Below are 25,138 nucleotides of genomic sequence, written 5' to 3' on the forward strand. Positions count from 1 at the left end.
CGGAGGGCCGGGTGTGCGACGGCTCCTGTGTCGGTCCTGACGGGCCGGCCGACGTCCAGCCGTTCTTCTGCGCGTCGTCCGGTGGCCGAGGGTTTCCGTCCGCAACGCAGAAGGGGAGACCGTGGTGGCAGGAAATGACGACGTGGACCGTGGGGCGATGCCCGCGCAGCTCCTCAGGGGCCAGAAGGCGCTGGTGACCGGTGCCAACTCGGGCATCGGCCTGGCGACCGCCGTCGCCCTGGGCCGGGCCGGAGCGGACGTCGTGGTGAACTACGTCGTCGGTGCGGACGAGGCCGACAAGGTCGTGGCGGAGATCGAGGGCTTCGGGGTCCGGGCTTACGCCCACAAGGCCGACGTCTCCGACGAGGACCAGGTGACCGCCATGGTCGCGCGCATGGTCGAGGAGTTCGGCACCATCGACATCATGGTGGCCAACGCGGGCCTCCAGCGGGACGCGCCGGTGGCGGAGATGACTCTCGCCCAGTGGCAGAAGGTCATCGATGTCAATCTGACCGGCCAGTTCCTGTGCGCGCGGGAGGCCGCCAAGGAGTTCATCCGGCGCGGCGTCGTGGAGGAGGTGTCCCGGTCGGCCGGGAAGATCATCTGCATGAGCTCGGTCCACCAGATCGTCCCGTGGTCGGGGCACGTGAACTACGCCTCCTCCAAGGGCGGTGTGGGCATGCTGATGCAGACCCTCGCCCAGGAACTGGCCCCCCGACGGATCAGGGTCAACGCGATCGCACCCGGCGCCATCCGCACTCCGATCAACCGCGACGCCTGGTCCACCCCCGAGGCCGAGGCCGACCTGCTGCGCCTCATCCCGTACCGCCGCGTGGGTGACCCGGACGACATCGCCAACGCCGTCGTCGCCATGGCGTCCGACCTGCTCGACTACGTCGTCGGGAGCACCCTCTATGTCGACGGCGGGATGACGCTCTTCCCCGGCTTCGCCACCGGAGGCTGATCCCCGGTGCAGGATCACGTCACGCCCCACAGGGTGGCCATCCTCGTGACCTTCCTGTTCTCGTGGGCGATCCGGGGCCTCGACCTCCAACCCGAGGCGTTCGAGCCGGGCATCAGGCCGGTCTCCGAGCTGATCGACGCCCCCAACGCCTTCTCCGTCGTCGTCGAGCTCGGCGCGGCCCTTCGGTCATACGCGGTCGGTGAGCGCACCGTGATCGACGGATTCGCCGAACAGGACCGGATCACCGGCGGGCGCGGCCAGATCCTGGTGCCGTGGCCCAACCGGGTCCGCGACGGCCGCTACCCCTGGGACGGGCAGCGTCTGCAGCTGCCGCTCACCGAGCCGACCGGCAACAACGCCATCCACGGGCTGCTCCGGTGGGTCGCGTGGCAGGTCGTGGAGGCGAGCGACAGCCGCGCCGTCCTGGAGGTTTCGCTGTGGCCGCAGCCGGGCTACCCGTTCCACCTCCAGGTCCGCGCCGAGTACGCCCTGGGCGAGAGCGGGCTCGGCGTCGCCGTCACCGCGCACAACCTCGACGCGAGCACCGCACCCTACGGCTTCGGCCAGCATCCCTACGTCACCGCGGGCACCGCCCTCGTCGACCAGGCCGTGCTGACCGTCCCCGCACGCACATGGCTGCGCACCGATGAGCGCGGCCTGCCGGTCGCCGCCGAGCCGGTCGCCGGGACCGAGTACGACTTGCGAACGCCACGAGCTGTCGGTGCGCTCCGGCTGGACACCCCCTTCGGCGACCTCGACCGGGACGCGGACGGTCGGGCCGTGGTGCGCCTGGCCCACCCGTCGGGTGCGTTCGGCGCGGACGTGTGGCTCGGTGAGGGCGCCGACCACGTGCAGCTCTACACCGGCGACACCCTCCCGCCGGGGGAGTGCCGTCGCGCGGTCGCCATCGAGCCGACGACCTGCCCACCCGATGCCTTCCGCAGCGGCACCGGGCTCGTCGGCCTCGGCCCCGGCGAGCAGCACACCGTCCGCTGGGGGATCACGCCGTGGGGGGAGTGACGACGCCGTCACGGCGTCCGACCTTCACGCGGCACTCGGCGGAGGTCCGGCCCGGCCGGCCGCGCGGCCGGCCGGCAAGAGCACCCGCTCGTCCCACCACCCCGCACCGGAAGGGCCGCATGTGACGACGGACCAGGTGCTCATCGGCGTGGGCCTGATCCTGGTCCTGGCCGTCGGATCGCAGATCCTGGCCGACCGCCTGAACATCCCCGCCCTCATCGTCCTGCTGCCGGTGGGCTTCGCCGCCGGCGCGCTGATCGACGACGTCGACCCCGAGCGGCTGCTGGGGGCGGCGTTCTCACCGCTGGTGTCGCTGGCCGTCGCCGTGATCCTGTACGACGCCGGACTCGGGCTGGACCTGGCGAGACTGAAGGGCCACACCCGCCGCGTCGTCCTCCGGCTGATCTGGATCGGTGTCCCGGTCACCGGGCTGCTCGGCACGCTCCTCGCCGCGCCGCTGCTGGGGATGTCCGCACAGGCGGCCGTCATGATCGGCGCGATCCTCGTGGTCTCGGGGCCGACGGTCGTCGGACCGCTGCTCGGCTTCGTGCGACCGAAGGACCGCCTCCAGCGCCTCCTGATCTGGGAAGGCTCCCTCATCGACCCGGTCGGCGGCGTCCTGGGAACACTGGTCTTCCACGGGGTCGTGGCCGGCTCGCGCCACCGCCTCGGCGGTGGGGTGGAGTATTTCCTCGTCAGCATGGGCATCGGAGCGGCCGGAGGAGCGGTCGGGGCGGCTCTGCTGTGGGTGCTGTTCCGGGTGCTGCGGCTCGGCGAGGTCCTCGGCACCACGGCGCAGCTTGCCGCGGTGATCGGTGTGGCGGCGTTCTGCGATGTCCTGCGCGACGACACGGGGCTCATCGCCGCCGTGGTGATGGGCCTGGCCGTCGCCAACCTCCCCAGCATGGACGTACCCGCGCGTCGGCCCTTCTTCGAGACCCTGGTCAGCCTGATCCTCGGCCTGCTCTTCATCTCGATCTCGGCCACCGTCACCCCGCACTCGCTGCGCCATGTGTGGCTGCCCGCGCTCGGGCTCGCCGCCTTCCTGGTACTGGTCGTCAGGCCGATGGTCGCGGTCGTGTCCACCCTCGGCACCGAACTGACACGCGGCGAGCGGGGCTTCATCGGCTGGATGGCGCCGCGCGGTATCGTCGCGGCCGCCACGGCTTCGACGTTCTCGGCGGGTCTGGTGGCCAAGGGGATCGGCGGCGCTTCGAAGATCCTTCCGGCCACGTTCGTGGTCATCGTCGCGACCGTGACGCTCTACGGCCTGACCGCCTCTCCCGTCGCCCGGCGCCTGGGCGTGGTGCGCCCGTCCCGCTCGCGGCCCCTGCTGGTCGGCGGCGACCCCTGGGTGGTCGACCTGGGCGTGGCCCTGAAGTCAGCGGGGCTGGAGGTGCTGATGTGGGCAGGGGAAGAGCAACAGCGCGAACGTATCCGGCAGGCCGGGGTCGAGCTCGCGCCCGGTGAGCTGCTGGGCGCCGCCACGGGCGGGGTCGCCGAGCTGGAGGGCATCACGGCGGTGTACTTCCTCACCGCCGAGGACGACTTCAACGCCCTGGCGGCGGTGCTTCTGCGAGGCAGCGTGGAGGGTACGGTCCACCGTCTCGGCGCACCGGCCGACAGTCACGGCGTGGTGGCGCCGTTCATCGGTGGCGAGGTTCTGTTCGGCCCGGATCTGACCTGGCCGACGTTCTCCCGCAGGTACGAGGGCGGGGCAGCCGTGCTGGGGCAGCCCGCCTGCGACGTCCCGCGGCCAGGAAGCGATCTGCTGTTCCTCGTGCGCCGGGACGGCCGCCTCGATCCGGTCACGGAAGGCAGTACACCACTGTCCCGGCCGGGGGACACGGCCGTCCTGCTGGTCCCGGGCGCGCGGGGCACCGAGAGCCCGCCGGAGTAGGCCGGCTTCGGCTGTCGGTTGTCCGAAGCTCCGCCCCAAGTACCCGCACGCCCGTCTCAGCGAGCAGGTTGCCCAGGCAGCGTGGCCCCCCCCGGGGCCCGGCCACGGCCCGTCGGGCGCGGCCCGCTCGGCATGCGCCGGTTGCGGGCGTGACCGCCGTCCTCGTCCAGCGCTGCGCCTGCGCGGAGGCGCGACGAGCTGCGCAGCGCCACAGCCGGCACTGCTGACACCAGGCGGCGGTCTGCAGATCGCCCATCAGGCCGTGGTGGGCGATGGGGGAGAGCGGTCCATGACCGTCCCCTCCCAAAGGTTCCGACGCAATCCACTGTCCGGCAGGCCGTGCACGGGCGCCTCCCGGAGCCGCGGACAGGGCCGTCGGCCCGCGGGCGCCCACGAGCCGGTCGCCCGAGAGCACAGGCGGCCGCGCAACACTCACGGGCCCCTACCGATTGCGGGCCTGCGGTGGTGCTGCATCTCATGGGTCCCATGCAGCGACACACCTCTCCACCAGCCGGTTCCGTGCCTCCGATGGAGCGATCGCACTGGGTGGCCTTCGCCGGAATCCTGCTCTTGGTCAGCGCCCTCTTCAACCTGCTCAACGGATTCGTGGCGATCTTCAATCACGGCTACTACTCGGCCGTCTATTCCGGGGGCAACCGGCTGCTCATCTTCAACTACACGGCTTGGGGCTGGATCTGGGTCGTCATCGGCATCGTGATGGCCCTGGCGGGTATCGGCGTGCTCGTGGGCTCCAGAGCGGCGCGGCTGACAGGCATCTGTCTGGCAGTGTTCTGTCTCGTCGGTCAGATGATCTTCCTTCCGGTCTACCCATTCTGGTCTCTGCTCACGATGGCGGTGTCCGTGCTGGTGATCTACGGTCTGCTGGCCGAGCCGCGGCACGTGCACGGCGCACGCGTGTAGCGCAGCGCGGGCCGGAGGACATTGCCGCATCGGGGGCACGGCTCGCGGCGGTTGTCGTGCCTGTGGTGGCGCCCCTCCCGGCACACTGCCCGCTCGGTGTCGGCGGCGCGCACCGAGCCGGGGCAGCCGGTCCGTGCCCGGGGAGCAGCGCGGGCGGCGTGAAGGCCCACTCGGCTTGTCATTCATCCGGTTCGGCGCCGCTTCGTGCCGACCTCGTGGTGGGCGGGACGGCTGAACGCCTCGCCGGCGGCGAGGACTCTGCCCACGTCATGACGGGGAGCCGGGCGGCGGTTCTTCGCACCCGGTGGCCGACCTGGCCCGGGACAGGTGAGTTTCGGTGCGCCGACCGATGCCCCGGTTTTCGCGTGCAGGCTTCTGAACGCCCTGCGGACGCGGGCGGGTGTCAATGAGAAAACCTCAGTGACACGATCGGCGTAACCACGGCGGGGCAACACTCCCACCCACCCGGAGAACGCGTCGTGCTCTGCTGCGACGAGAAGCCCCAGGTCCAGGCGCCGGCTCGCCATGCCCCGATTCTGCCGCCGCGGCCCGGGAGCCCCGAAAGGCAGACCCAAGACTGCCTCGGAGTGCACCACCGCCCCGTTCACCGCACCGGAAGCGGCCACCGGCAAGGTCGTCGACCCCTGTGGGGCCTGTCGAACACGGCGCGCCCCCCATCTGCGCGCCGCCATACCCGACGGAGTTACCCCACACCGAGTCGTTCAGCTGTACCGCTGAACGATCATTATGCTTAAACCACCACGAATTGCTTCAGCGGCAGTGGGGAAGTACGGCCGGCGCCGTCACACCCCCGGTCCGCCCCGAATGTGACGCGGAGGCTCTCCCATGGCGAGGTACGACTACGCGTGCGGGCAGTGCGGCGTGTTCGAGGTCGTCCGTCCGATCGACGCCCCGGTACACGAGCCGACGTGCGCCACATGCGGCGGGGCGGCGACGCGTGTGTACGCCCCGCCCGCCATCACCTCGCCCCGCTCCGCCCTGCGACGGGCGCGCGACGCCGCCGAGGCCAGCGCGCACGAGCCGACGGTGCTGCACCGCATGCCCGCACCACCCCGGCGTCATGCTCATCCGCCGAATCCACTGCACGCACGCCTCCCGAGGCCGTGACCCACAGGCAAGGAGCGACAGATGCCCGAAGTGCTCTTCAGCGTCGACCAGTCCCGGTCGTTCTACGACCAGGCAGTCCCGCCGCACAACCGCTGGCACCCCGACATCCCGCCGGTGGCGACCGTTCGGCCCGGCGCCGAGTTCCGCCTCGAATGCCGGGAGTGGTTCGACGGGACGGTTCACAACGACGACTCCGCCAACGACATCCGCGACCTCGATCTCTCGATGGTCCATCCGCTGAGCGGACCGATCGCCGTCGAGGGCGCGCAGCCCGGTGACCTGCTGGTGGTCGACATCCTCGACATCGGCCCCGTCCCGCAGGAGACCGGGCCGGCCGCCGGCCAGGGCTGGGGCTACACGGGCATCTTCGCCAAGTCCAACGGCGGCGGTTTCCTCACCGAGCACTTCCCGGACGCGTACAAGGCGGTCTGGGACTTCCACGGGCAGATCGCGACCTCCCGCCACCTGCCCGGCGTGCGCTTCACCGGCATCACCCACCCGGGCATCATCGGCACCGCCCCGTCGCACGACCTGCTTGGTCGGTGGAACGCCCGGGAGGCCGAGCTCATCGCGACCGATCCCGACCGAGTGCCCCCGCTCGCGTTGCCGCCGGAGCCGCACAGGGCAATCCTCGGCACGCTGGAAGGCGAAGCGTTCGAGCGTGCTGCACGGGAGGCGGCACGAACCGCGCCGCCACGCGAGAACGGCGGCAACCAGGACATCAAGAACCTCACCCGCGGCGCCCGGATCTTCCTGCCGGTGTATGTCGAGGGTGGCAAACTGTCCGCCGGTGACCTGCACTTCAGCCAGGGCGACGGCGAGATCACCTTCTGCGGCGCAATCGAGATGGGCGGCTACCTCGATCTCGGCGTGGACCTCATCAAGGGCGGCATGCAGACCTACGGGGTGACGACGAACCCCGTGTTCTACCCCGGCAACGTCGAGCCGCGCTACAGCGAGTTCCTCACCTTCGTCGGCATCTCCGTCGACGAAGACGGCCGCCAGCGCTACCTCGACTCACACGTCGCCTACCGGCGGGCCTGCCTGAACGCGATCGAGTACCTGACCAAGTTCGGCTACTCACGTGAGCAGGCCTACCTGCTCCTCGGAGCCGCCCCGATCGAAGGCCGCCTCAGCGGCGTGGTCGACATCCCCAACTCCTGCGCCACGCTCTATCTGCCCACCGCCATCTTCGACTTCGACATCCGCCCGTCCGGCGACGGGCCACAGCGCGCCGATCGGGGAAGCTGCGCCCGCACGAGCTAGCCGGGCTTTCCGGACACCCGGGATCCGAGGTGCACCCGAAGCAGCGGAACCCGGCTGCTTCGGGTGCACCCTGGTGGACAGCCGACGAGTGACGTTTTCTCAGCGAAATGATCTACGCGAAGCGGCATGAACCGCTGCATGCGTGAGCAGGCCGGACGGACACCCGTGCCTTCGCCACCCTCGTGCGGAGCGTTCGGGCCTTGGGCGAGCGCGCCGCTGCCGAGCCCGAGCAGCGCCGGCGCACGCTGCGGCACGTCACCCTCAGCCCCGGCCGAACCGACGACATCACCCGCGCCTCGCCGTGCGCCTGCTGATCGAGGAGCCGCTGCTCGACGCCTGCTTCCACGAGGGCGACCTGCTGCTCGCCATCATCGACGCCCTGCCCCGGCCCTGCTGCCAGAGCCCGGTGCGCGGCTGCGGACCGTCGGCGCTGGGGCATCCAGGACCGCACCGGCTGCAGCACCTACTGTCACGGGCGTGGTTCGACCATGACCGGGCCCGGGAGGAGATCGCCCGCCTGGTCATTCATGAACGTGCGGGTCAGGACGTGGTGCTGGTCGCGGACGAGACCGGGGACGCGAAGTCCTCGACCGACTGTGTTGGCGCCGGCCGCCAGTACTCCGGTGCGATCAAAGGCGTCGGACTGTGTCAGGGCGCCGTGCGCCTGGCCGCGGGCACCGCGTCGGTGCGGGTGGTGATCGACCGGGCGCTGTATCTGCCGAAGGACTGGGCCGCGGACGAGGAACGCCGTGTCGTGGCCGGGGCGGTGGCTCGTGTATGCATCGCTACCGGCGGATCCGGCCTGCGTACAGGAACGACTCAGGAGCCATGGCGGTCGCGCTGGGCAGGGATCAGCAGGCTGAGCAACGTGGCGAGGCCGCTCGCGGCCGCCGCGATGCCCAGCGAGAGGGCGAAGCCCGATGCCGACGGCACACCGCTGTTCGACTCGGTGGCGATGAGCGCGCCGGCGACGGTGGCGGCGCCGGCGGTCCCGAAGATCCGGATCTGCGCGTTGAGACCATTGGCCGCCGCCGCGTCCTGGGCAGGCACCGCGGACATGATGATCTGCGGGATCATGGCGAACACGACCCCGAAGGCCGCGCCGACCACGATGTTGACGGCGAACAAACTCTGCGGACTCGTCGGCACGATCGCGACGGCGATGGCGACGGTGACGATGGCGGCGCCCGCGGCAGCAGCCGTTCGCGGCTCGACCCGGCGCAGGATTCGGGCGAGGAAGGGAGTGGCGATCGCCTGCGAGACCCCGTTCGCCATCATGATCAGGCTCGCGGCCAGAGGACCGAGACCGAACCCGGCCGGGGAGCCGGCGGGCAGCACGAGCAGTTGCGGGAAGACGACCATGGTCGTCATGGTCGCGAAGTTGATGAGCAGTGAGAGCACGTTGGTACGCAGGATCTGAGGTCGCAGCGAGACGCGCACGTCGATGAGTGGTGAGGGATTGCGTGCCATCGCGAGCCAGCCGAGCGTGAGACAGACGGCGCCGCCGATGACGAGGACGAGGGTGACCGGCGAGTCCCATCCGAGGGTGAGTGCCTCGGCGATGCCGATGAGCAGCGCGGCTGACCCGACGACGTTGGTGGTCGCACCCACGAGATCGAACCTGCCAGGTGCGCGACTCTCCGCGGCCGGGACGGCGACCGCGATCAACGGCGCGGCGACCAGCGACAACACGAGGCTCGCCCAGAAGATCGAGCGCCATCCGGCCCACTCGCTCAGCGCTGCACCGAGCGGGATCCCGAACGCGGCACCGATGCCCATCGTCGCGGAAGCGAGGGCCAGCGCGGGGCCGAGCCTGTGCGCAGGGAGGATCTCCTTCAGGATCGACATGCTGAGCGGGATGAGGCCGATCGCGACGCCCTGCACAGCACGGCCGGCGATGAGCACCCCGACGCCAGGAGCCAGTGCGGCCAGGAGTGAGCCGACGGCGAGCAGTCCGACCAGGACGAGCGCGACACGCTTGCGGCCCCAGAGGTCTCCCAGCCGCCCGCTGACGGGTGCGAACGCGCTTGCCGAGGCGACGGTCGCGGTGACGACCCATGCCGTGACCTCGCGTGGCTGTGCGAGCAGGTCGGGCAACTCGGCCTGGAGGGGAAACGCGATGGTCTGGACGAGACTGGCGTTCAGGCAGCCGAACACGAGCGCGGCGACCGCTGCACGGTCGCCGCGCCGGAGCTTTGCAGCCACCGCAATCAGTCGTGGATCGTGTTCTCGTAGTCGCGCTGCTTCTCGGGTGGGTAGTACATCTCCTCCCACCGGCGCACGTCTTCGTAGCTGGGCTTGATGAACGCGTCACCGAAGCCGACGTAGTCGGGCTGCCCGGCGCGGGAGAAGGCCGCGGAGTTGTACGCGTCGATCGGGGCGAGCTCACCGGATTCGCGCAGCTCCAGCAGGAGCCGCCACACCTCGAGCACGCCGGGGAGGATGAACGGGGCGATCTGGATCGCCTGCCCCCATTCGCTCAGCTGCGCGATCGGCGGGGTCGGCCCGGCATGCCGGGAAGCGATCGCGTACGCGGGTCCGGGGGTCTCGGCGAGGGCGATGCGTACTTCCTCCCAGGAGCGCAGCCCCTCGTAGAAGATGACGTCCACGCCGGTCTCCTGCCGGTAGAGCACGCCGCGCCGGATCGCCTCCTCCAGACCACCGCCCTCCGCTCCGTACCCGTCGGTGCGGGCGACGATGACGAAGTCCTCGTCCATTTCGTCGCGGGCGTCGACGGCGGCGTTGAAACGTCCGATGGCCTCGGCGTCCGACACCAGTTTGATGCCGGCCTGTCCGCCCGCCTTCTTCGGCTCCTCCTGGTCCTCGAGGTGGATGCCGGCGACGCCCGCGCGGATGAACTCCTGCACGGTGCGCCGGGTGTTGATGGCGCTGCCGTACCCGGTGTCCGCGTCGCAGAAGACCGGGATGTCGACCGAGTCGGCGATGGTCTTGCAGTGTGCGACCACTTCGCTCATGGTGAGCCAGCCGACGTCGGCGACGCCGCCGACCCACCACGTGCTCATACCGCCGGACACTTCGAACGCCGGGAATCCGGCCCGCTCCGCCATCTGGGCGTGCATCGGCAGCGTCCCGAACGGCATGATCGTCGTCTGTGGACTTTCGAACAAGGCGCGCAGCCGGGTCGTCTTCTTCTCGGTGGCGGACATGATGGGTGCGTTCTCCTTTCGGCCGGATGCTCGCCACGGGGCGTCGGCCGGCCGCACCTCGGTAGCGAGTTACCGAGCAGTGGCTTGTTCGCGCGACGCATGGTGAGCCCGGCGATGAATCGCGGCGACCGCACTGCTCGCCGCTGCTCCCGGGGCAGGGGCTGAGCACGTGACTGTCGGTCGCGCCCGATACGGTCGCTCCGGTGGGCGCGCCGCGCCGTGCGGCGAGGGATCGCCCCTTCTGGGCATTGGTTCGTCAACGACACTACGGGCGGAGCGAGTTATTACGCCAATGCAATGTGGAGCCTGTTTCGATCCATCTCATGCATGGAACCGGTCACCCCGAGCCTTCGACGGAGTCCGTCCGCATGTTGTGGGCGGAGTACAACTCACGGGCACGGTCGACGGTGAGTTGCATGACGAATCGCACCGCGGGTGAGAGCGTCCGGTGGGCGGGGCGATTGAGTGTCACGGCCGTGGCGGGCAGCGCGTCACCCCGGTCGACGTCGAGGCGCACGAGTCCCGGGGTCGGGGCCGCGCTGTTCGCGATCAGGACCGCGTCGACCTCATGCGCCAGGTGGGACATGATGCCGAAGTCGTCGACCTCGATCGAGGCGAACAGGTCGCGGGCCAGCTCCGGTGGGGCGAACGTGGAGAGCACTTCGTTCCAGGCGGTGCCGCAGATGCGGGGGAACCGCGCCAGGTCGGCGAACGCCACGGACGGCTGCGCCAGGAGGGGGTGCGAGGGGCGCACGAAGAAGTCCGGCCGCGCATAGCCGAGCACGACCGTGGTCAGTTTGTCGGTCCACCCTGGATTGGGTTCCCGGGAGATGAAGAAGTCCAGACTCCCGTCGAGGATCATCGAGTACATCGTGTGGGCCTGGGACAGCACGGTACGCACCGAGATCTCCAGTTCGGAGGCGAGTACCTCTCTGATGACCCCGGGCAGGATGGTCCCGCCGATCGCCGGCCCCGCCCCCACGTTCACGTGGCCGCGGATGCCCCGTGCGCGCATCGAGATGTCGGCCTCGATGCTGTTGGCGTGGCGCAGCAGATCCTCGGCATGGTGCAGGAACTCCATGCCGATCTCCGTCAGCTCGATGCCGTTGCGTCCTCGGTCGAGGAGTCGGGCGTTGAGGGTCTTCTCCAGGCTCTGGACACTGCGTGTCAGCGTGGGCTGCGAGACGTGGAGGGCGGCCGCGGCGGTGGTGTAACTGCCGTGGCGGGCCAGCACGACGAACTGCTGGAGCTTGACGAAGTCAAGCATCGCCGCCGCCCTCGATGCGCAGCGGGTCGAGCAGATCTCCCGGCGCGTAGACGTCCCCCAGCAGTCGCGCTCCCTCGACGGTGAGCCGGAGGTCCGCCACGGCCGGCTCGCTCCCCGCGAGGTCGACGACGCGGGCGAGATGGACCCGGCGGCCGCCCGGCCCGGGGGACACCCCGACCGTCAGCCGCGCCTCACCGTCGGCGTGCTCGACCATCAGGTCGGCGATCAGCACGTCCAGGAACCCCCCGTGCGCTTCGAAGTGCACGCTGCCGGTGAAGCGGTAGGAGCCCTCCGGCGTGCGTTCTCCGTCGAAGACGAACACGTCACCCTCACGCCGGGCGCCGTCCCCGCAGCTCACCGTGCCGCCGGCGGCGAGTACGTAGCGCTCGAAACTCCGGCGGATCGACCAGCACAGTTTCACGACCGAACTCCTCGCTATTCATTATGTGCATTGAAATCCGATCCTACATGCTGGTGAAGCATGCGTAAGCCTGCCTACAGTGCCGAGCAACCTCGATCCGCTGGAAGCCGGCGTCGACGAGGAAACGACAGCACGAGGGAACGGACGCGATCTCATGGCGGACTTCGACTTCACCGGGGCAGGCACGGTGATCACGGGTGCGGGCAGCGGTATCGGGCGCTCGATCGCCCTCGAGTTCGGACGGCTGGGCGCCCAGGTCCTCGTCGCCGACATCAACGGCGAAGCCGCTGCGTCGGTCGCCGAAGAGATCGTCGCGACGGGTGGGACGGCCCGCGCGCAGGTGGTCGACGTCACCGAGTACGAGAGCGTGGAAGCCCTCGCGGACACGGCGTTCTCGGAGTTCGGCCGCGTCGACGTGCTCTGCAACAACGCCGGAGTGACCTGGCGGCCGTTTCGCGCGGTGTGGAACGCCAGCGTGGCCGACTTCCGCTGGATGACCGAGGTGAACTACTTCGGCGTGGTGCACGGCGTCTTCGCCTTCCTGTCCCGGATGCGCGAACAGGACGGTCACAAGCACATGGTCAACACGTCGTCTCTGGCGACCCTGTCGACCAGCCCCGGTCACGCCCCCTACACCGCGTCGAAGCACGCCGTCGACGGACTCAGCGACGTCCTTCGCGAGGAACTCGTCGACCACGGCGACGACTTCGGCATCACCGTCCTGTATCCGGGGCTGATCACCACGAACATCGGCGAGACCAGCACGGCGGTCCGCCGTCAGCAGACCGACGACGACCTGACCGCGGCGATCGCCTACCAGCAGGTGCGCACGTTCGACTTCCTCCACAACCAGCCCAAGGGTCCGGAGAACGTGGGCAAGCAGGTGGTCGAGGCGATCCGTCACAACGACCCGTACTGCATCACCCACCCGGCGCCCGCCGACCAGCTCGAAGAGCGCAAGAACCTGTGGATCCGCGGCTACCGCGGCCTGTGAACCAGCGCAGAAAAGGACAGAACATGACTCTGCCAGCCGACATCGACGAAAAGCTCGTGGATCCCGCGTTCTTCGCCGGGACCGACTTCCACGAGACGCTCAAGCAGTTGCGCCACGACGACCCCGTCCACTGGACGGACGCGCCCAGCTACCAGCGCGGATTCTGGACGCTCACCCGCTACGAGGACTGCCTGCGGCTGTTGCAGGAGCCCGAGAACTTCAGCAGCTCCGCCGGTACGCACATCCCGCCCGCGGGCCGTGAACTCACCGACGAAGAGCGGTACAAGATGGGCTACGACGTGCAGCTGGTCGTCAAGGACCCGCCGGAGCACGCGGTCCTGCGCCGCCCGTTCAACCCGCACTTCAGCGTGCCCGCCGTCGCGAAGTTCCACGGCGACTGCGAACGCATCGTCGACGAGATCATCGACGAGATCGCGGCCAAGGGCACCGCGGACGGCGTGCGCGACATCGCCGCGTTGCTGCCCGTGCGCCTGTTCCTGGACCTGATGGCCATCCCGCACAAGGACTGGGACACGGTGCGGGCGATCACGCTGAAGATGCTCCACCCCGAGGACCCCCGCTTCGGCGACCCGGACGCGGCGGACTACAACGCGGTCATCGCCGACGCCATGGGCAGCCTGTACGACTACATCTCCGCGCACGTGCTGTCGCGCCGCGGCAACCCGTCCGACGACTTCGCCAGTCTCATCGCGAACAAGGACTACCGCGGGGAACTGCTGAGCGAGCGAGAGGCCGGCTGGATGGGCTTCAGCGTGGTCGCCGGCGGACTCGAGACCACTCGCAACGCCGCGGCGGTCGCCATCATGGAGCTCATCAGGCGCCCCGAGCAGGCTGCCCTGCTCCAGGACGACGCCGTCGCCAAGACCGCGGTCGAGGAGATCATCCGCTGGGTGACCCCGTCGAAGAACCGCCTCCGCGTCGCGACCAAGGACCTGGAGATCGGCGGCAAGGAGATCAAGAAGGGCGACTGGGTGGTCGGCTGGATCGTCTCCGCGAACCGCGACGAGACGGTGTTCGGCCCCACCGCCGACCAGTTCGACATCACCCGGGACCCGAACCCGCACCTGGGCTTCGGTGACGGCGAGCACCTCTGCCTGGGCCGCAACGTCGCACGGCTCGAACTCAAGATCCTCCTCCAGAGGCTCTTCGAGCGCCTGCCCGACATGCGTCTCGCCGGCGACGTCGAGTGGGTGCACTCCACCAACACGACCGGGCTCTCCACGCTTCCCCTCGCCTTCGAAGCGCGGACGCCGACCGCCGCCTGAACCCCCACCCGCACCACACGGACCGAAAGAACAACCATGCCGAAGATCACCTACATCACGCCGCGCGACGGCGCTCGCCACGTCGTCGAGTTCACGCCCGGCGACGACATCATGACGGCCGCCGTCAACAACGACATCCCCGGTATCGAGGGTGAGTGCGGCGGCGAGATGAACTGCGGCACCTGCCACGTCTGGGTCGGCGAAGGCGAACGCGAGAAGTTCGGCGAAGTCGACTGGGACGAAGAGGTCATGCTCGACATCCTCGACGACCGGCGACCCGAAAGCCGCCTGGGCTGCCAGCTCAAGCTGGACGCCCAGCTCGACGGCATCACCGTGACCGTCGCGACCGGGGAAGCCTGAGCCGCCGTGCAGCACTTCGACGTCCTCATCGTCGGTGCCGGACACGCGGGTGTGGCGCTCGTGGGACAGCTGGCGAAGTCCGGCTACGACGGCAGCGTCGGCATTCTGGACGGCCAGGACTGCCGGCCCTACGAGCGTCCCCCGCTGTCCAAGGGGTACATGCTGGGTGAGGTGCGCGACGAAGACCTCCTGCTCCGGCGGGAGGACTACTGGTCCAAGGGGAACGCCCGGTTGGTGACGGGTACGACCGTCACGCGGGTGGACCCCGGGGCGCGGACGGTCACCACGGACAGCGGCGAGGAGATCGGCTACACCCACCTGGTCTGGGCGACCGGCGCCTCGGCGCGGGTCCTGTCGATACCGGGTGCCGACGCCGAGAACGTCCTCTCCGTGCGCACGCTCGAAGACGCGCGGCGGCTGAGGACACTCGCGGCCGACGCCCGGCGGGCGGTGCTCATCGGAGGCGGCTACATCGGGCTCGAGACCGCGGCGACACTCGCCGAGCTCGGCAAGCAGGTGACCGTCGTCGAGTTGCAGGAAAGGCTGCTCGCCCGCGTCGCCGGCACGACGATCGCGGAACACCTGCGCCGCGTGCACGAAGACCATGGAGTCCGCGTCATCCTCGGTACCGGCGTGAGTGAACTCGGCACCACGGACGGCGTCGTCACCTCGGTCACCCTGACCGACGGACAGACCCTTCCGACGGACGTCCTGATCGTCGGCATCGGCGTCGAACCCCTCGTCGCCCCGCTCGTCGCCGCGGGTGCCACAACCGGCAACGGGGTGCTCGTCGACGCGCGCTGCCGTACCAGCCTGCCGAACGTCTATGCGATCGGTGACATCGCGGCTCAGCCCAACGAGTTCGCCGGTGGCGCTGTCGTACGCCTCGAATCCGTGCCGAACACCACCGAGCAGGCCCGGCTCGTCGCCGCCGACCTCAGCGGCGCCGAACCGCCCCGGCGCGGGGTGCCCTGGTTCTGGTCCAACCAGTACGGCGTGCGCCTGCAGACCGCCGGGATCCTCACCGGGTTCGACCACGAAGTGCCCCGTCACCAGGGCGACGGACCCCTCGTCGTCGGGTACTTCAAGGACGGTCGTCTGATCGCCGCCGACTGCGTCGACGCACCACGCGACTTCAGCATGGTCAAGGCGCTGCTCGCAGCCGGCGGCGCCGTGACAGCGGAGGAATTCGCCGACACCTCGGCTCCACTCGGCACGCTGGTCAAGCGCAGCCGGGCAGCCGTCTCCTGAAGAACAGATCCGATCACCACCGCCCCGTCGCTTCGTCGCGGATTCCGTTTCCGGCCTGACGCGGGAAGCGACCGGGCGGCCTCCACCCGCCAGGGCCGAAGAGCGCGAGACCCGCCGGCCCCGGTGCTGCTCGGTCGTCACCCCGACACAGCGATGCCGTACTGCAATTGATCAACTTTCCGATCACAAAAGGCGGTTCAATGTCGAACGTCGAAACCCCTGCGAAGAGTGCGATAGCCGAGCAGTCGGAATGGCGCTCCGGAGGGCGAACAGCCGTCACGGCGGCAATCGGGTACGGGGCGGGGCCTGTCCTGTTCCTGACCACGGCGAGCGTGTTCGTGGCGCCCACGGTCGAAGCGACGGGCTGGTCGACGCGTGAGGTGCTGATCTCCCCCTGGCTCTCCGGACTCTTCGCACTGTGCGGGCCATTGGTGAGTCGAAGACTCAACAGGAAAGGTGTGCGCTCGACCGCCGTCCTGGGATTGCTGGGATTCAGCGCGCTCCTCGTCCTGTTCGCGGTCATGCCCCTGAACCATCTCACCTTCTACGGGGTCGCGGCCGGCATCGGACTGTTCGGGTCCTTCGCCTATGCGGTGACCTTCAACCGAGCCGTCGCCAACTGGTTCAGCAAGAGTGCCGGAACCGCCTTCGGCCTGGTGGGAGCAGGCGGTGCGGTCATGCCGCTCGTCGCCATCCCCGTCGTCAGTTATGTGATCTACACCTACGGCTGGCGGATGGGCTACCTCGCCCTGGGAGCCTTCGCGCTCCTCGTCTCCTTGCCCAACGTCCTGTTCGGCATCAAGGAGCCCCCGCTCGCGCCGGTCAGGGACGAGGCCAAGTCCCGTCAGCGGGGTGAGTGCCACGCACAGCCGAGCGTTCTGCGGACCGCGCGGTTCTGGGTTCTCGTCCTTTCCTGCACCGTGGCTATAGGCGGAGCGAACGGATTCCTCTCCAACGTCCAGCCCATCCTGCTGGACGGAGGACTCACCCCTGTAGTGGCGACCTCGATCACCACCCTCTTCACCGTGGGCGTCATCACCGGTCGCCTCGGCGCCGGAGTGTTGCTCGACCTGACCAACAAGTACGCGGTGGCCGTCAGCGTGCTCACGATCTCCGGCCTCGGCGCCCTGGCCCTGACCCAGGTGTCCGCGCTCCCGCTGATCGTCGTGGGCGCAGCCGCCCTCATGGTCGCGTTCAGCCAGGGAGCGGAAGGTGACATCGCGGCCTACTTCATCCTGGACGAGTACGGAAAGAAGGACTTCGCGACCCTGTTCGCCCTGGCCATGGCGGCCACGGCGGTGGGTGGCATCGGCGTTCCCTTCGCCTTCGCCTGGATCATCGATTCCACGGGGTCCTACCTGGGTGCCTGCATCCTCGGAGCTGCCTGCTACCTCGCGTCCGCGGCACTGCTCCTGGTGTTCCGTGCCATGGGCCGGAAGAACGGGCGTCACGACAGCGGGGCCGGAAATGACGCCGCCGGCGCGCTTGTCACGCCGGCGCCGACAACGCCTGCTGAGAACAAGTAACTGCTCCGGGAAAATACCAAGAGGCACTGCGGGCGCCGACACATCACCCGGCCTGCTCACGCGGCATGTCGGTATTCGTGCAGGGTTCCTCCGAGTCGGTTTCGTCGGCGGGCCTCCTCGGAAGCCATTGTCGTACCGATCATGGCGAGCGTGGGTTCGACTGCGGCGGCTCGGTCGGGTGATCCTCCCATGGCAGGGGCATGAGGGCAGGGCCTCCTGTACAGCTCGTGGGTGTCGAAGTCCATGAGCAACAGGAGGCCCTGCTGCCGCAGTCTCCCGTGTCACTGCCCGCTGGGTCCGACTCGGTTGCGCTGTCGTGTGATTGCCTCGCGCATGTGTACGGCAATGCCGCCGACCGGCCCCACAGGCGCCCGAAGTATCCGTCGGACATGACGGACGCGGAGTGGGCCGAGGCCCGCACGTCGCTGCCAGTGCCGGGATGGCCGGAGGGCAGGGGCGGCCGGCCGGAGGGCTACTGCCACCGGCAGATGGCCGATGCGGTCCGGTACCTGGTCGCGGGCGGTATCACGTGCGGGCGATGCCCGCGGACCTCCCTGCGTGAGACCGGGTCTACGCATTCTGGCGGCGCTGACGCGACAAGGGCTGAGTCCGTGAACTGCACGACCGGCTGCGCGATCGCCTCCGGACTGTGGCCGGCCGCGATCCGGAACCCACCGCGGGATCATCGACGTGCAGTCGGTCAAGGGCGCCGCGTCGGTGCCTGCCGCGACACGGGGGTACGACGGCGGGAAGAAGGTGAACGGACGCAAGCGGCACATCGTGGTGGACACGCTCGGGCTGCTGTTGGCCGTGACCGTCACAGCGGCATCGGTGTCCGGCCGGGATCTGCCGGCCCGGTTCGGCGAGCGGCACCGGCGGATCACGCGGGTGTGGGCCGACGGCGGCTACACCGGACAGTCGCTGGAGTCCGTGCAGAATGCCACGGAACAGGCGAAGGCGGTGGCGTCCGATCTGCTCGGGGACCCGCGGCCGTACCGTGTGGTGCCGTGGTTCTGGTCGAACCAGTACGACGTGAAGCTGAAGACGGTGGGGGTGTTCACCGGGCACGACACCGTCATCCTGCGGGGAGACCCGGCCGACGGCGCCTTTACCACTGTCTGTCTCGCGCAGGGGCGTGTCATCGCGCTCGACTGCGTCGACACCGCCGCCGACTTCGCCCAGGGCAAGGTGCTGGTCGACCGGTCGATGGAGATCGACCCCCGAAGAACCGGCCGACACGTCAAGGCCGTTGCAGTCCTTCCTGGCCTCCCGACAGCCGGGTCCCACACTGCGGATCGCGGCCGGGCACGTTGCCCGGCCGCGACGTCGTATGTGCTCTTCCGCCTACGCGCAACGCCGAGCGGCCCGCCGACGCCAGGACGTCGGCGGGCCGCTCGGGTATGGAGTCATGCGGGACGGAATCAGACGGAGATGGCCGGCCAGCCGATCGACTTCGTCTCAAGGAATTCCGCGAAGGCGGACTCGCCGAACTCACGGCCCAAGCCGCTCTGCTTGAAACCGCCATAGGGTCCGAAGGTGTTGTTTCCGCCGGTGCCGCCGTTGACGTCGACAGAACCGGCGCGCATCTGCCGGGCCACCCCGTATGCCTTGACCGGGTCACGTGACCAGACACCGGCCCCGAGGCCGTACTCGGTGTCGTTCGCCAGGCGGACGGCCTCGTCCTGGTCCCGGAACGGGATGACCGTGCCGACCGGGCCGAAGATCTCCTCCTGAGCGATGGTCATGCCGTTGCGGGCGTCGACGAAGAGCGTCGGTTCGATGTAGAAGCCCTCGTCCAGGCCGGCGGGGCGGCCGCCCCCGAACGCCGGGCGGGCTCCTTCGGTGGAACCGCTGCGGATGTGGTTCTCCACCCGATCGCGCTGCATTGCACTGATGACCGGGCCCATCATGGTCGTCGCGTCGGAGGGGTCGCCGACCTTGATGCCTGCCAGCAGGGCGCACACCTTCTCGACCAGCTCGTCGTGGACCGACTCCTCGACCAGCGTCCGCGTCTGCAGCACGCACGCCTGACCGCTGTGAAGAGTCATGTTCATCACGACGGACTGCGCGGCGGCGTCCAGATCGGCGTCGGCGAACACGATGCCCGCGGACTTGCCGCCCAGTTCGAGCACCACCTTCTTCACCGTGTCGGCGGCCTGCTGGAGGATCAGCTTGCCGACCCGCCCAGGCCGGTGAAGCTGACGACGTCGACCGCCGGATGAGAACTCAGCTCCGTGCCGGCCTCGGCGTCCCCGGTGACGATGTTGAGTACGCCGGGCGGCAGTCCGGCTTCGTCGGCGATCTCGCCGAGGATCAGGCCCACGAGCGGGGTGAGTTCGGAGGGCTTGAGCACGACGGTGCAGCCCGCGCCGAGCGAAGGGCCGAGCTTCATCAGGCTGAGGTGGAAGGGGAAGTTGAACGCCGTGATCAGCGACGCCACCCCCGCCGCCTCCTCCATGACGACACCCTGGCCCACCTTGTGCCCGACGACCGGCGGAATGGCGCGGATCGGCTCATGGCCGGCGACCACCCGTTCGGCCATGTCGGCGAAGTGCTCCATGCACAGCCGGAACTGGAGCGGCTCGGCCATCGCGCGCGGGGATCCTGCTTCGCGTACGAGCAGATCGAGTATCTCGGGCTTGCGCCGTTCCATGATCTCGGCCATCCGCAGCAGATGTGCGGCCCTCTCGCGCGGCTTGAACAGATGATCCCGCTTCCCTCGTGCCCACCGCAGAACGGGCCGAGTCCTTCGGCTCCTTCGCCGGCTTCAAGGCACAGCTGTCCAAGGCGGCGGCGACCACCCAGGGGTCGGGCTGGGGCGTGCTGGCGTACGAGCCGCTGAGCGGGCGGCTGATCGTCGAGCAGGTCTACGACCACCAGGGCAACGTCGGCCAGGGCTCGACCCCGATCCTGGTCTTCGACGCCTGGGAGCACGCCTTCTACCTGCAGTACAAGAACCAGAAGGTCGACTTCATCGAGGCGATGTGGAAGGTCGTCGACTGGCAGGACGTGGCCAAGCGCCACGCCGCCGCGAAGTCCCGCACGGATGTGCTGCTGCTGGCCCCCCTGACCGCAGCGGCCGCATGACGTCCTGCTCGTGATCGTCTTCTCACCCTTCACCGGCAGGCGGCACAAGGAAGGGCCCCTAGAAACCGCCGGGACGACTCGGCCGGGGGCCCTTCCGCCATGTCCGGGACCCGCCCCTGCACACAGGTCCTGGATGCGCTCGAACTGGCCGGCGCTTACGGCGCCGTGATTCCTGCGCCCGGCCACCTCGGGCCGAACACACGGCGACCCGCCCGCTCCCCAGGGCACTCAGTGACCCGGCGGACCCCAGCAGGCTGGGCTCCGCCGAGTATCGGCGACAGTCGAATACGCGAGCCCGCCAGTATTACACCCGGACGCGGCTGCTTATCGCCGGTTCGCGGCTGGCGCTGCCTCGGAGATGGGGGCGTCGCGCAGGCCGAGCCGCAGGTGCTCCACATGGAAGAGGGCCTGCTCCAGGAGTTCGGCGACGTGGTTGTCGTACAGCGAGTAGACGATGGAGCGGCCGTGACGTTCGCCGGAGACCAGTCCCAGGTTACGCAGCAGGCGCAGTTGGTGGGAGCAGGCGGAGGCTTCCATGCCGACGGAGTCGGCGAGGTCGCCGACCGAGCAAGGGCCTTCCTGGAGCCGGGCCAGGATGTACAGGCGTGAGGGGGTGGCCAGAGCCTGGAGGGTCGCGGCGACGTCGGTTGCCCCCGCTGCGTCCAGTCGCTCGCGCGGGGTGGCGTTGTTCCTGTCGTCGGCTCCGTGACCCATGGTGCCCATCCTAGCGGCGATACATGAAGACCTGTTCAAATATTCCTGTATGGTGAGGTCGTTTCCCAGCCCGCCCGTGAAGGGTTGCTTCGTCATGTCCTCTGTCCTGGACCGGCGGCCCGCGCCGGCCGCCGCCGGGCCGCGTCCGGCCCTGCCGCGGCGCCGCACGCGCGTCCTGGCGCTGCCGGAGGCCCGGTGGGCGCTCGCGGCGCTGGTGCTGTTCCTCCTCGCCCTCCCGCTGTACCTGCTGGGCGCCCCGGCCTGGCTGTGGGGGACGCTGTTCGCCGCCACCTACGTCACCGGCGGATGGGAACCGGGCTGGGAGGGACTGAAGGCCCTCAAGGACAAGACGCTGGACGTGGACCTGCTGATGGTCGTCGCGGCGCTCGGCGCCGCCTCCATCGGCCAGATCCTGGACGGTGCGCTGCTGATCGTCATCTTCGCCACCTCCGGCGCCCTGGAAGCGGTCGCGACCGCCCGCACAGCGGACTCCGTGCGCGGCCTGCTCGACCTCGCCCCCTCCACCGCGACGAGGCTCCTGCCCGACGGCACGGAGGAGAGTGTCGACGCCGCACAGCTGAAGGTCGGGGACACGATCCTGGTCCGACCCGGCGAGCGGGTCGGCGGTGACGGCCAGGTCCTCGACGGAGCCGGCGACGTCGACCAGGCCACCATCACCGGCGAGCCGCTGCCGGTGGCCAAGCAGGCCGGGGACGAGGTGTTCGCCGGCACCGTCAACGGCACCGGCGCCCTGCGCGTGCGCGTCGAGCGCGACCCGGCGGACTCCGTCATCGCCCGGATCGTGAAGATGGTCGAGGAGGCCTCCGAGACCAAGGCCCCCACCCAACTGTTCATCGAGAAGATCGAGCAGCGGTACTCGATCGGCATGGTCATCGCGACCCTGGCCGTCTTCGCCGTCCCGCTCGCCCTCGGCGACGAGGTGCAGTCGGCCCTGCTGCGCGCGATGACGTTCATGATCGTCGCCTCGCCCTGCGCGGTGGTGCTCTCCACCATGCCGCCGCTGCTGTCCGCGATCGCCAACGCCGGACGCCACGGTGTGCTCGTCAAGTCCGCCGTCGTGATGGAACGCCTCGGGCAGATCGACGCCGTCGCGCTCGACAAGACCGGCACCCTGACCGAGGGCACCCCCTATGTCACCGACATCCGCCCGCTGTCCGGCAGCACCCTGACCGAGGACGAGGTGCTCGCCCTCGCCGCCTCGGCCGAGCACCCCAGCGAACATCCCTTGGCACGCGCCGTCGTGGACGCCGCCCGCGAACGCGGCCTGCCCCTGGCCGACGCGGAAGACTTCACCTCCACCCCGGGGCAGGGCGTCACCGCCACCGTCGCCGGCCGCACCGTCCAGGTCGGCGTGCCCGCCCGGATGCTGGACGGTGCCTCCGCCCCGGCCCACCAGAAGGCGGTGCGGGAGCTGGAGGATGCCGGGCGTACCGCGGTGGTGGTGCTGCGCGACGGAACACCGGAAGGGGTGCTGGGCATCGCCGACCGGCTGCGGCCGGACGCCGCCGCCGCCGTCGCCGCCCTCACCCGCTTGACCGGCCGCGCCCCGGTGCTGCTGACCGGCGACAACGAGCGCGCCGCCCGGCGCCTGGCCGCCGAGGTCGGCATCACCGACGTCCGCGCCGGGCTGCTGCCCCAGGACAAGGTGGCCGCCGTGCGGGAATGGCAGGAGCAGGGCCGCAGGGTGCTCGTCGTCGGCGACGGCGTCAACGACGCACCCGCGCTGGCCGCCGCCCACTCCGGTATCGCCATGGGCAAGGCCGGCTCCGACCTCGCCCTGGAGACCGCCGACGCCGTCGTGGTCCGCGACGAGCTGGCCACCATCCCCTCGATCGTGCAGCTCTCCCGCACCGCCCGCCGCCTGGTCATCCAGAACCTGGCCATCGCCGGGGTGTTCATCACCGCCCTGGTCGCCTGGGACCTGATCGGCACCCTCCCGCTGCCCCTCGGCGTCGCCGGACACGAGGGCTCCACCGTCATCGTCGGCCTCAACGGCCTGCGCCTGCTGCGCGAGGCCGCCTGGACCAGCCCTGCCAAGGACACCGCATGAGTAAACGCACCCGCCGTGCCGCCCCCGCGACGGGGGCGGCACGGCCCACCATCACCGTCTGCCGCGGCTGCTGCTGCGGCACCCCCAAGATCCCCGGCCTCGACCACGCAGCCCAACTGCGCGACCTGCGCCAGGCCGTGGGTGATGCCGCGACCGTACGGGTCACCGACTGCCTCGACGCCTGCGAACGCGCCAACGTCATCGTCGTCCAGCCCTCCGCCGACGGCCGCAGGAACGGCGGGGCGCCCGTCTGGCTCGGCCTGGTCAACGACCTTGACGCCACCACCGACATCACCACCTGGATCACCGAGGGCGGCCCCGGCCTGGCCGACCCGCCCGGCATCCTCGACCTCTACACCTTCCAGCCCTCACGCCGCGTCCGCGCCGAACTCCACGACTGACCGACCTCCCGGGCCGGCGCCGTCGCATCCGGCTGCACACCAGCAGGCCCTCGCCCCGGTGCGCCACGATCGGTACACGTTCCCGGGCCTCGATCAGAGCGGCGTTCGCCGCGGCGAACGTGTCCGTCCGGAGGCGATCGCCGAGCTCACCAGTCTGCTCGCCCTCGGGCGACAGCAGACGCTGACGGCCTGGTGGGCGGGTTCCCTACCAGGCGCGGTGCATCGGGACGCGCACCTGCCCGCAGAGGGAAGACGGCCTGACAGCCTGCCGGCCGCGGGTCCGATGCTGGTCGAGGGCCGGTGCGGTGTGGGGGCGGGTGGTCAGCCGACGGGGTCGGGGCGGGGTGGTCGCAGGCGAAGCCGACCGGGCGGCCCGCGTCGCCGCCGCCACCGCGGTGAACCCAGGATGCTCCGTGCCGTGGCCGAGGTGGTCGAGCTGGCCACCGCCGAATGGACCGACTGGTGCAACCACACCCGGTTCCACGGTGAGACAGGGCACATTCCGCTCGCCGAATACGAAACAAGCCACTACATGAGCACCACGAAAGACCAGGTCACAACCAACACCTGAGATTTCTACCGAACCCGGAACGGTTCACTGACATGAAGCCGAGATGCCGCAAGCACTGGCCGGCCGAGGGGCGATCCGGGTGAGTTGTTCGGCTTGGTGGACCGGTGGCTCGCCGACGGTCTTGACCGGGTGTGGCCTGGCTACGGTCGACGGTCGGCTCCGCTCGCGTAACCGGTCTCCGTCATCGCCCGCAAGGCCTCCAGCGAGGCGCTGTCCGCGGTTCCCGCACTTTTGACCCACGCCAGGGACAGTGCGGAGAGGAACAGGGTGTCGGCCTGGACCGAGGCCCGTGCGGTTCCGTCGCGTCGCGCGGACTGGAGCAGCTCGTCGGTGATGGCGATCAGGTTCTGGCAGGACACGGCGAGCGGGGAGTCGCCCTCCTCGAGGGCGCTGATCACCGGGTTGGGCAGCCCGCTGAAGAGGCTCAGGTAGTCCTCGAGGACCCGCATCCACTGCCGCAGTGCCTCGTCCGGGTCCGCGATCCGTTCGATCTCGGCGCGGCGGGCGAGCAGTTCCTCTCCGCGGACGTGCAGGGCGGCGGCGAGCAGGGTCTCGCGGTTGGGGAAGTGGCGGTAGAGCGTGGCGGGGCCGACGCCGGCGTCCTTGGCGATCGCCTCCAGCGAGGTGCCGATGCCGTGTTCGGAGAAGTGGCGGAGTGCCACGTCGAGGATCTTGGCGCGATTGAGGAGTGTGTCCTTGCGCGGCCTGCGCTCCCCTGACTGCCCGCTCGCCATGGTGGCCCTCCTGTACGGCCGTGACTCTGAGCCTTGACGTACCGGAGGCTACCTCCGTATCGTCTCGAGCGAAAGTGGATGCTGCCTCC

At 69.8% G+C, this 25,138-nt stretch carries 23 protein-coding genes and 2 pseudogenes; 17 read left to right on the forward strand and 8 right to left on the reverse strand.

The features are described from left to right. The first annotated feature begins 157 nt into the window (after window positions 1-157). The 7 genes and pseudogenes from ACWEQO_RS19925 to ACWEQO_RS19955 all read left to right on the forward strand — a co-directional run. Window positions 158-964: an SDR family oxidoreductase gene (locus ACWEQO_RS19925; protein WP_361455774.1), complete on the forward strand. Its 807-nt coding sequence runs from the start codon at window positions 158-160 to the stop codon at window positions 962-964. 33 nt (window positions 965-997) lie between these two features. Further along, window positions 998-1,984 carry an aldose 1-epimerase family protein gene (locus tag ACWEQO_RS19930; RefSeq protein ID WP_452984651.1) on the forward strand — a complete coding sequence of 329 codons (987 nt, stop codon included), beginning with the start codon at window positions 998-1,000 and terminating at the stop codon, window positions 1,982-1,984. A gap of 121 nt (window positions 1,985-2,105) precedes the next feature. After that, window positions 2,106-3,884: a cation:proton antiporter gene (locus ACWEQO_RS19935; protein ID WP_452984652.1), complete on the forward strand. Its 1,779-nt coding sequence runs from the start codon at window positions 2,106-2,108 to the stop codon at window positions 3,882-3,884. 486 nt (window positions 3,885-4,370) lie between these two features. After that, window positions 4,371-4,805 (forward strand): DUF7144 family membrane protein, encoded by a 435-nt coding sequence (locus tag ACWEQO_RS19940; RefSeq protein ID WP_452984653.1) that lies wholly within the window; start codon window positions 4,371-4,373, stop codon window positions 4,803-4,805. A gap of 846 nt (window positions 4,806-5,651) precedes the next feature. Continuing rightward, complete coding sequence (locus tag ACWEQO_RS19945) at window positions 5,652-5,933, forward strand: FmdB family zinc ribbon protein (protein WP_387037397.1); 282 nt, start codon at window positions 5,652-5,654, stop codon at window positions 5,931-5,933. 21 nt (window positions 5,934-5,954) lie between these two features. Continuing rightward, window positions 5,955-7,199 carry a formamidase gene (fmdA, locus tag ACWEQO_RS19950; protein WP_452984654.1) on the forward strand — a complete coding sequence of 415 codons (1,245 nt, stop codon included), beginning with the start codon at window positions 5,955-5,957 and terminating at the stop codon, window positions 7,197-7,199. 301 nt (window positions 7,200-7,500) lie between these two features. Continuing rightward, window positions 7,501-7,989, forward strand: a pseudogene (locus tag ACWEQO_RS19955) (transposase); the annotation flags it as partial. 29 nt (window positions 7,990-8,018) lie between these two features. Here the strand turns inward: ACWEQO_RS19955 and ACWEQO_RS19960 are convergent. The 4 genes from ACWEQO_RS19960 to ACWEQO_RS19975 form a co-directional block, all read right to left on the reverse strand. Continuing rightward, a complete protein-coding gene (locus ACWEQO_RS19960) occupies window positions 8,019-9,404 on the reverse strand; it encodes an MFS transporter (RefSeq protein WP_452984655.1) in 1,386 nt (461 codons plus the stop codon). 5 nt (window positions 9,405-9,409) lie between these two features. Beyond that, window positions 9,410-10,366 carry an isocitrate lyase/PEP mutase family protein gene (locus ACWEQO_RS19965; protein WP_452984656.1) on the reverse strand — a complete coding sequence of 319 codons (957 nt, stop codon included), beginning with the start codon at window positions 10,364-10,366 and terminating at the stop codon, window positions 9,410-9,412. A 337-nt stretch (window positions 10,367-10,703) separates the two neighbouring features. Further along, window positions 10,704-11,633 (reverse strand): LysR family transcriptional regulator, encoded by a 930-nt coding sequence (locus tag ACWEQO_RS19970; RefSeq protein ID WP_452984657.1) that lies wholly within the window; start codon window positions 11,631-11,633, stop codon window positions 10,704-10,706. Further along, window positions 11,626-12,054, reverse strand: a complete 429-nt coding sequence (locus tag ACWEQO_RS19975) for an HtaA domain-containing protein (protein ID WP_452984658.1) — start codon at window positions 12,052-12,054, stop codon at window positions 11,626-11,628. The genes ACWEQO_RS19970 and ACWEQO_RS19975 overlap by 8 nt, the downstream gene beginning before the upstream one ends. A gap of 79 nt (window positions 12,055-12,133) precedes the next feature. Here ACWEQO_RS19975 and ACWEQO_RS19980 point away from each other — a divergent pair, with 79 nt between their 5' ends. The 6 genes from ACWEQO_RS19980 to ACWEQO_RS20005 all read left to right on the forward strand — a co-directional run bounded on the left by ACWEQO_RS19980 (window position 12,134) and on the right by ACWEQO_RS20005 (window position 18,998). Next, the gene (locus tag ACWEQO_RS19980; protein WP_452984659.1) at window positions 12,134-13,048 is read left to right on the forward strand and encodes an SDR family oxidoreductase; all 915 of its coding nucleotides are present in this window, start codon (window positions 12,134-12,136) and stop codon (window positions 13,046-13,048) included. Between the two features lie 23 nt (window positions 13,049-13,071). Further along, entirely contained in the window at window positions 13,072-14,334 is a 1,263-nt protein-coding gene (locus tag ACWEQO_RS19985) for a cytochrome P450 (RefSeq protein WP_361455837.1), read from the forward strand. A gap of 36 nt (window positions 14,335-14,370) precedes the next feature. Next, a complete protein-coding gene (locus tag ACWEQO_RS19990; RefSeq protein ID WP_364745934.1) occupies window positions 14,371-14,694 on the forward strand; it encodes a 2Fe-2S iron-sulfur cluster-binding protein in 324 nt (107 codons plus the stop codon). 6 nt (window positions 14,695-14,700) lie between these two features. Further along, entirely contained in the window at window positions 14,701-15,945 is a 1,245-nt protein-coding gene (locus tag ACWEQO_RS19995; protein ID WP_452984660.1) for an NAD(P)/FAD-dependent oxidoreductase, read from the forward strand. Window positions 15,946-16,145: 200 nt separating this feature from the next. Then, a complete protein-coding gene (locus ACWEQO_RS20000; protein ID WP_452984661.1) occupies window positions 16,146-17,471 on the forward strand; it encodes an MFS transporter in 1,326 nt (441 codons plus the stop codon). 690 nt (window positions 17,472-18,161) lie between these two features. Beyond that, window positions 18,162-18,998, forward strand: coding sequence for an oxidoreductase C-terminal domain-containing protein (locus tag ACWEQO_RS20005; RefSeq protein WP_452984662.1), 837 nt, complete (start codon window positions 18,162-18,164; stop codon window positions 18,996-18,998). Here ACWEQO_RS20005 and ACWEQO_RS20010 read toward each other — a convergent pair. Both ACWEQO_RS20010 and ACWEQO_RS20015 read right to left on the reverse strand, forming a co-directional pair. Next, the gene (locus ACWEQO_RS20010) at window positions 18,893-19,606 is read right to left on the reverse strand and encodes an aldehyde dehydrogenase family protein (protein WP_452984663.1); all 714 of its coding nucleotides are present in this window, start codon (window positions 19,604-19,606) and stop codon (window positions 18,893-18,895) included. The two genes, ACWEQO_RS20005 and ACWEQO_RS20010, sit on opposite strands and share 106 nt — an antisense overlap. Before the next feature lie 32 nt (window positions 19,607-19,638). Then, window positions 19,639-20,205 (reverse strand): aldehyde dehydrogenase family protein, encoded by a 567-nt coding sequence (locus tag ACWEQO_RS20015; protein ID WP_452984697.1) that lies wholly within the window; start codon window positions 20,203-20,205, stop codon window positions 19,639-19,641. Between the two features lie 5 nt (window positions 20,206-20,210). On the opposite strand from ACWEQO_RS20015, the pseudogene ACWEQO_RS20020 reads away from it, so the two are divergent. Continuing rightward, window positions 20,211-20,558 (forward strand): annotated as a pseudogene (locus ACWEQO_RS20020) (superoxide dismutase); the annotation flags it as partial. A 324-nt stretch (window positions 20,559-20,882) separates the two neighbouring features. Here the strand turns inward: ACWEQO_RS20020 and ACWEQO_RS20025 are convergent. After that, window positions 20,883-21,272, reverse strand: a complete 390-nt coding sequence (locus ACWEQO_RS20025; RefSeq protein WP_361463070.1) for an ArsR/SmtB family transcription factor — start codon at window positions 21,270-21,272, stop codon at window positions 20,883-20,885. Between the two features lie 94 nt (window positions 21,273-21,366). Between ACWEQO_RS20025 and ACWEQO_RS20030 the strand changes: the two genes are divergently transcribed. The 3 genes from ACWEQO_RS20030 (at window position 21,367) to ACWEQO_RS20040 (ending at window position 24,315) form a co-directional block, all read left to right on the forward strand. Next, window positions 21,367-23,343, forward strand: a complete 1,977-nt coding sequence (locus tag ACWEQO_RS20030; RefSeq protein WP_452984664.1) for a heavy metal translocating P-type ATPase — start codon at window positions 21,367-21,369, stop codon at window positions 23,341-23,343. Further along, on the forward strand, window positions 23,340-23,744 hold the full coding sequence (locus ACWEQO_RS20035) for a (2Fe-2S) ferredoxin domain-containing protein (protein ID WP_452984665.1): 405 nt from the start codon (window positions 23,340-23,342) through the stop codon (window positions 23,742-23,744). Before ACWEQO_RS20030 ends, ACWEQO_RS20035 begins: the two co-directional genes overlap by 4 nt. A 418-nt stretch (window positions 23,745-24,162) precedes the next feature. After that, window positions 24,163-24,315 (forward strand): hypothetical protein, encoded by a 153-nt coding sequence (locus tag ACWEQO_RS20040; RefSeq protein ID WP_452984666.1) that lies wholly within the window; start codon window positions 24,163-24,165, stop codon window positions 24,313-24,315. Between the two features lie 140 nt (window positions 24,316-24,455). On the opposite strand, the gene ACWEQO_RS20045 is transcribed toward ACWEQO_RS20040, so the two are convergent. Beyond that, entirely contained in the window at window positions 24,456-25,049 is a 594-nt protein-coding gene (locus ACWEQO_RS20045; RefSeq protein ID WP_361461402.1) for a TetR/AcrR family transcriptional regulator, read from the reverse strand. Window positions 25,050-25,138: the final 89 nt, after the last annotated feature.

The sequence above is a fragment of the Streptomyces sp. NPDC004051 genome, from assembly GCF_053604275.1.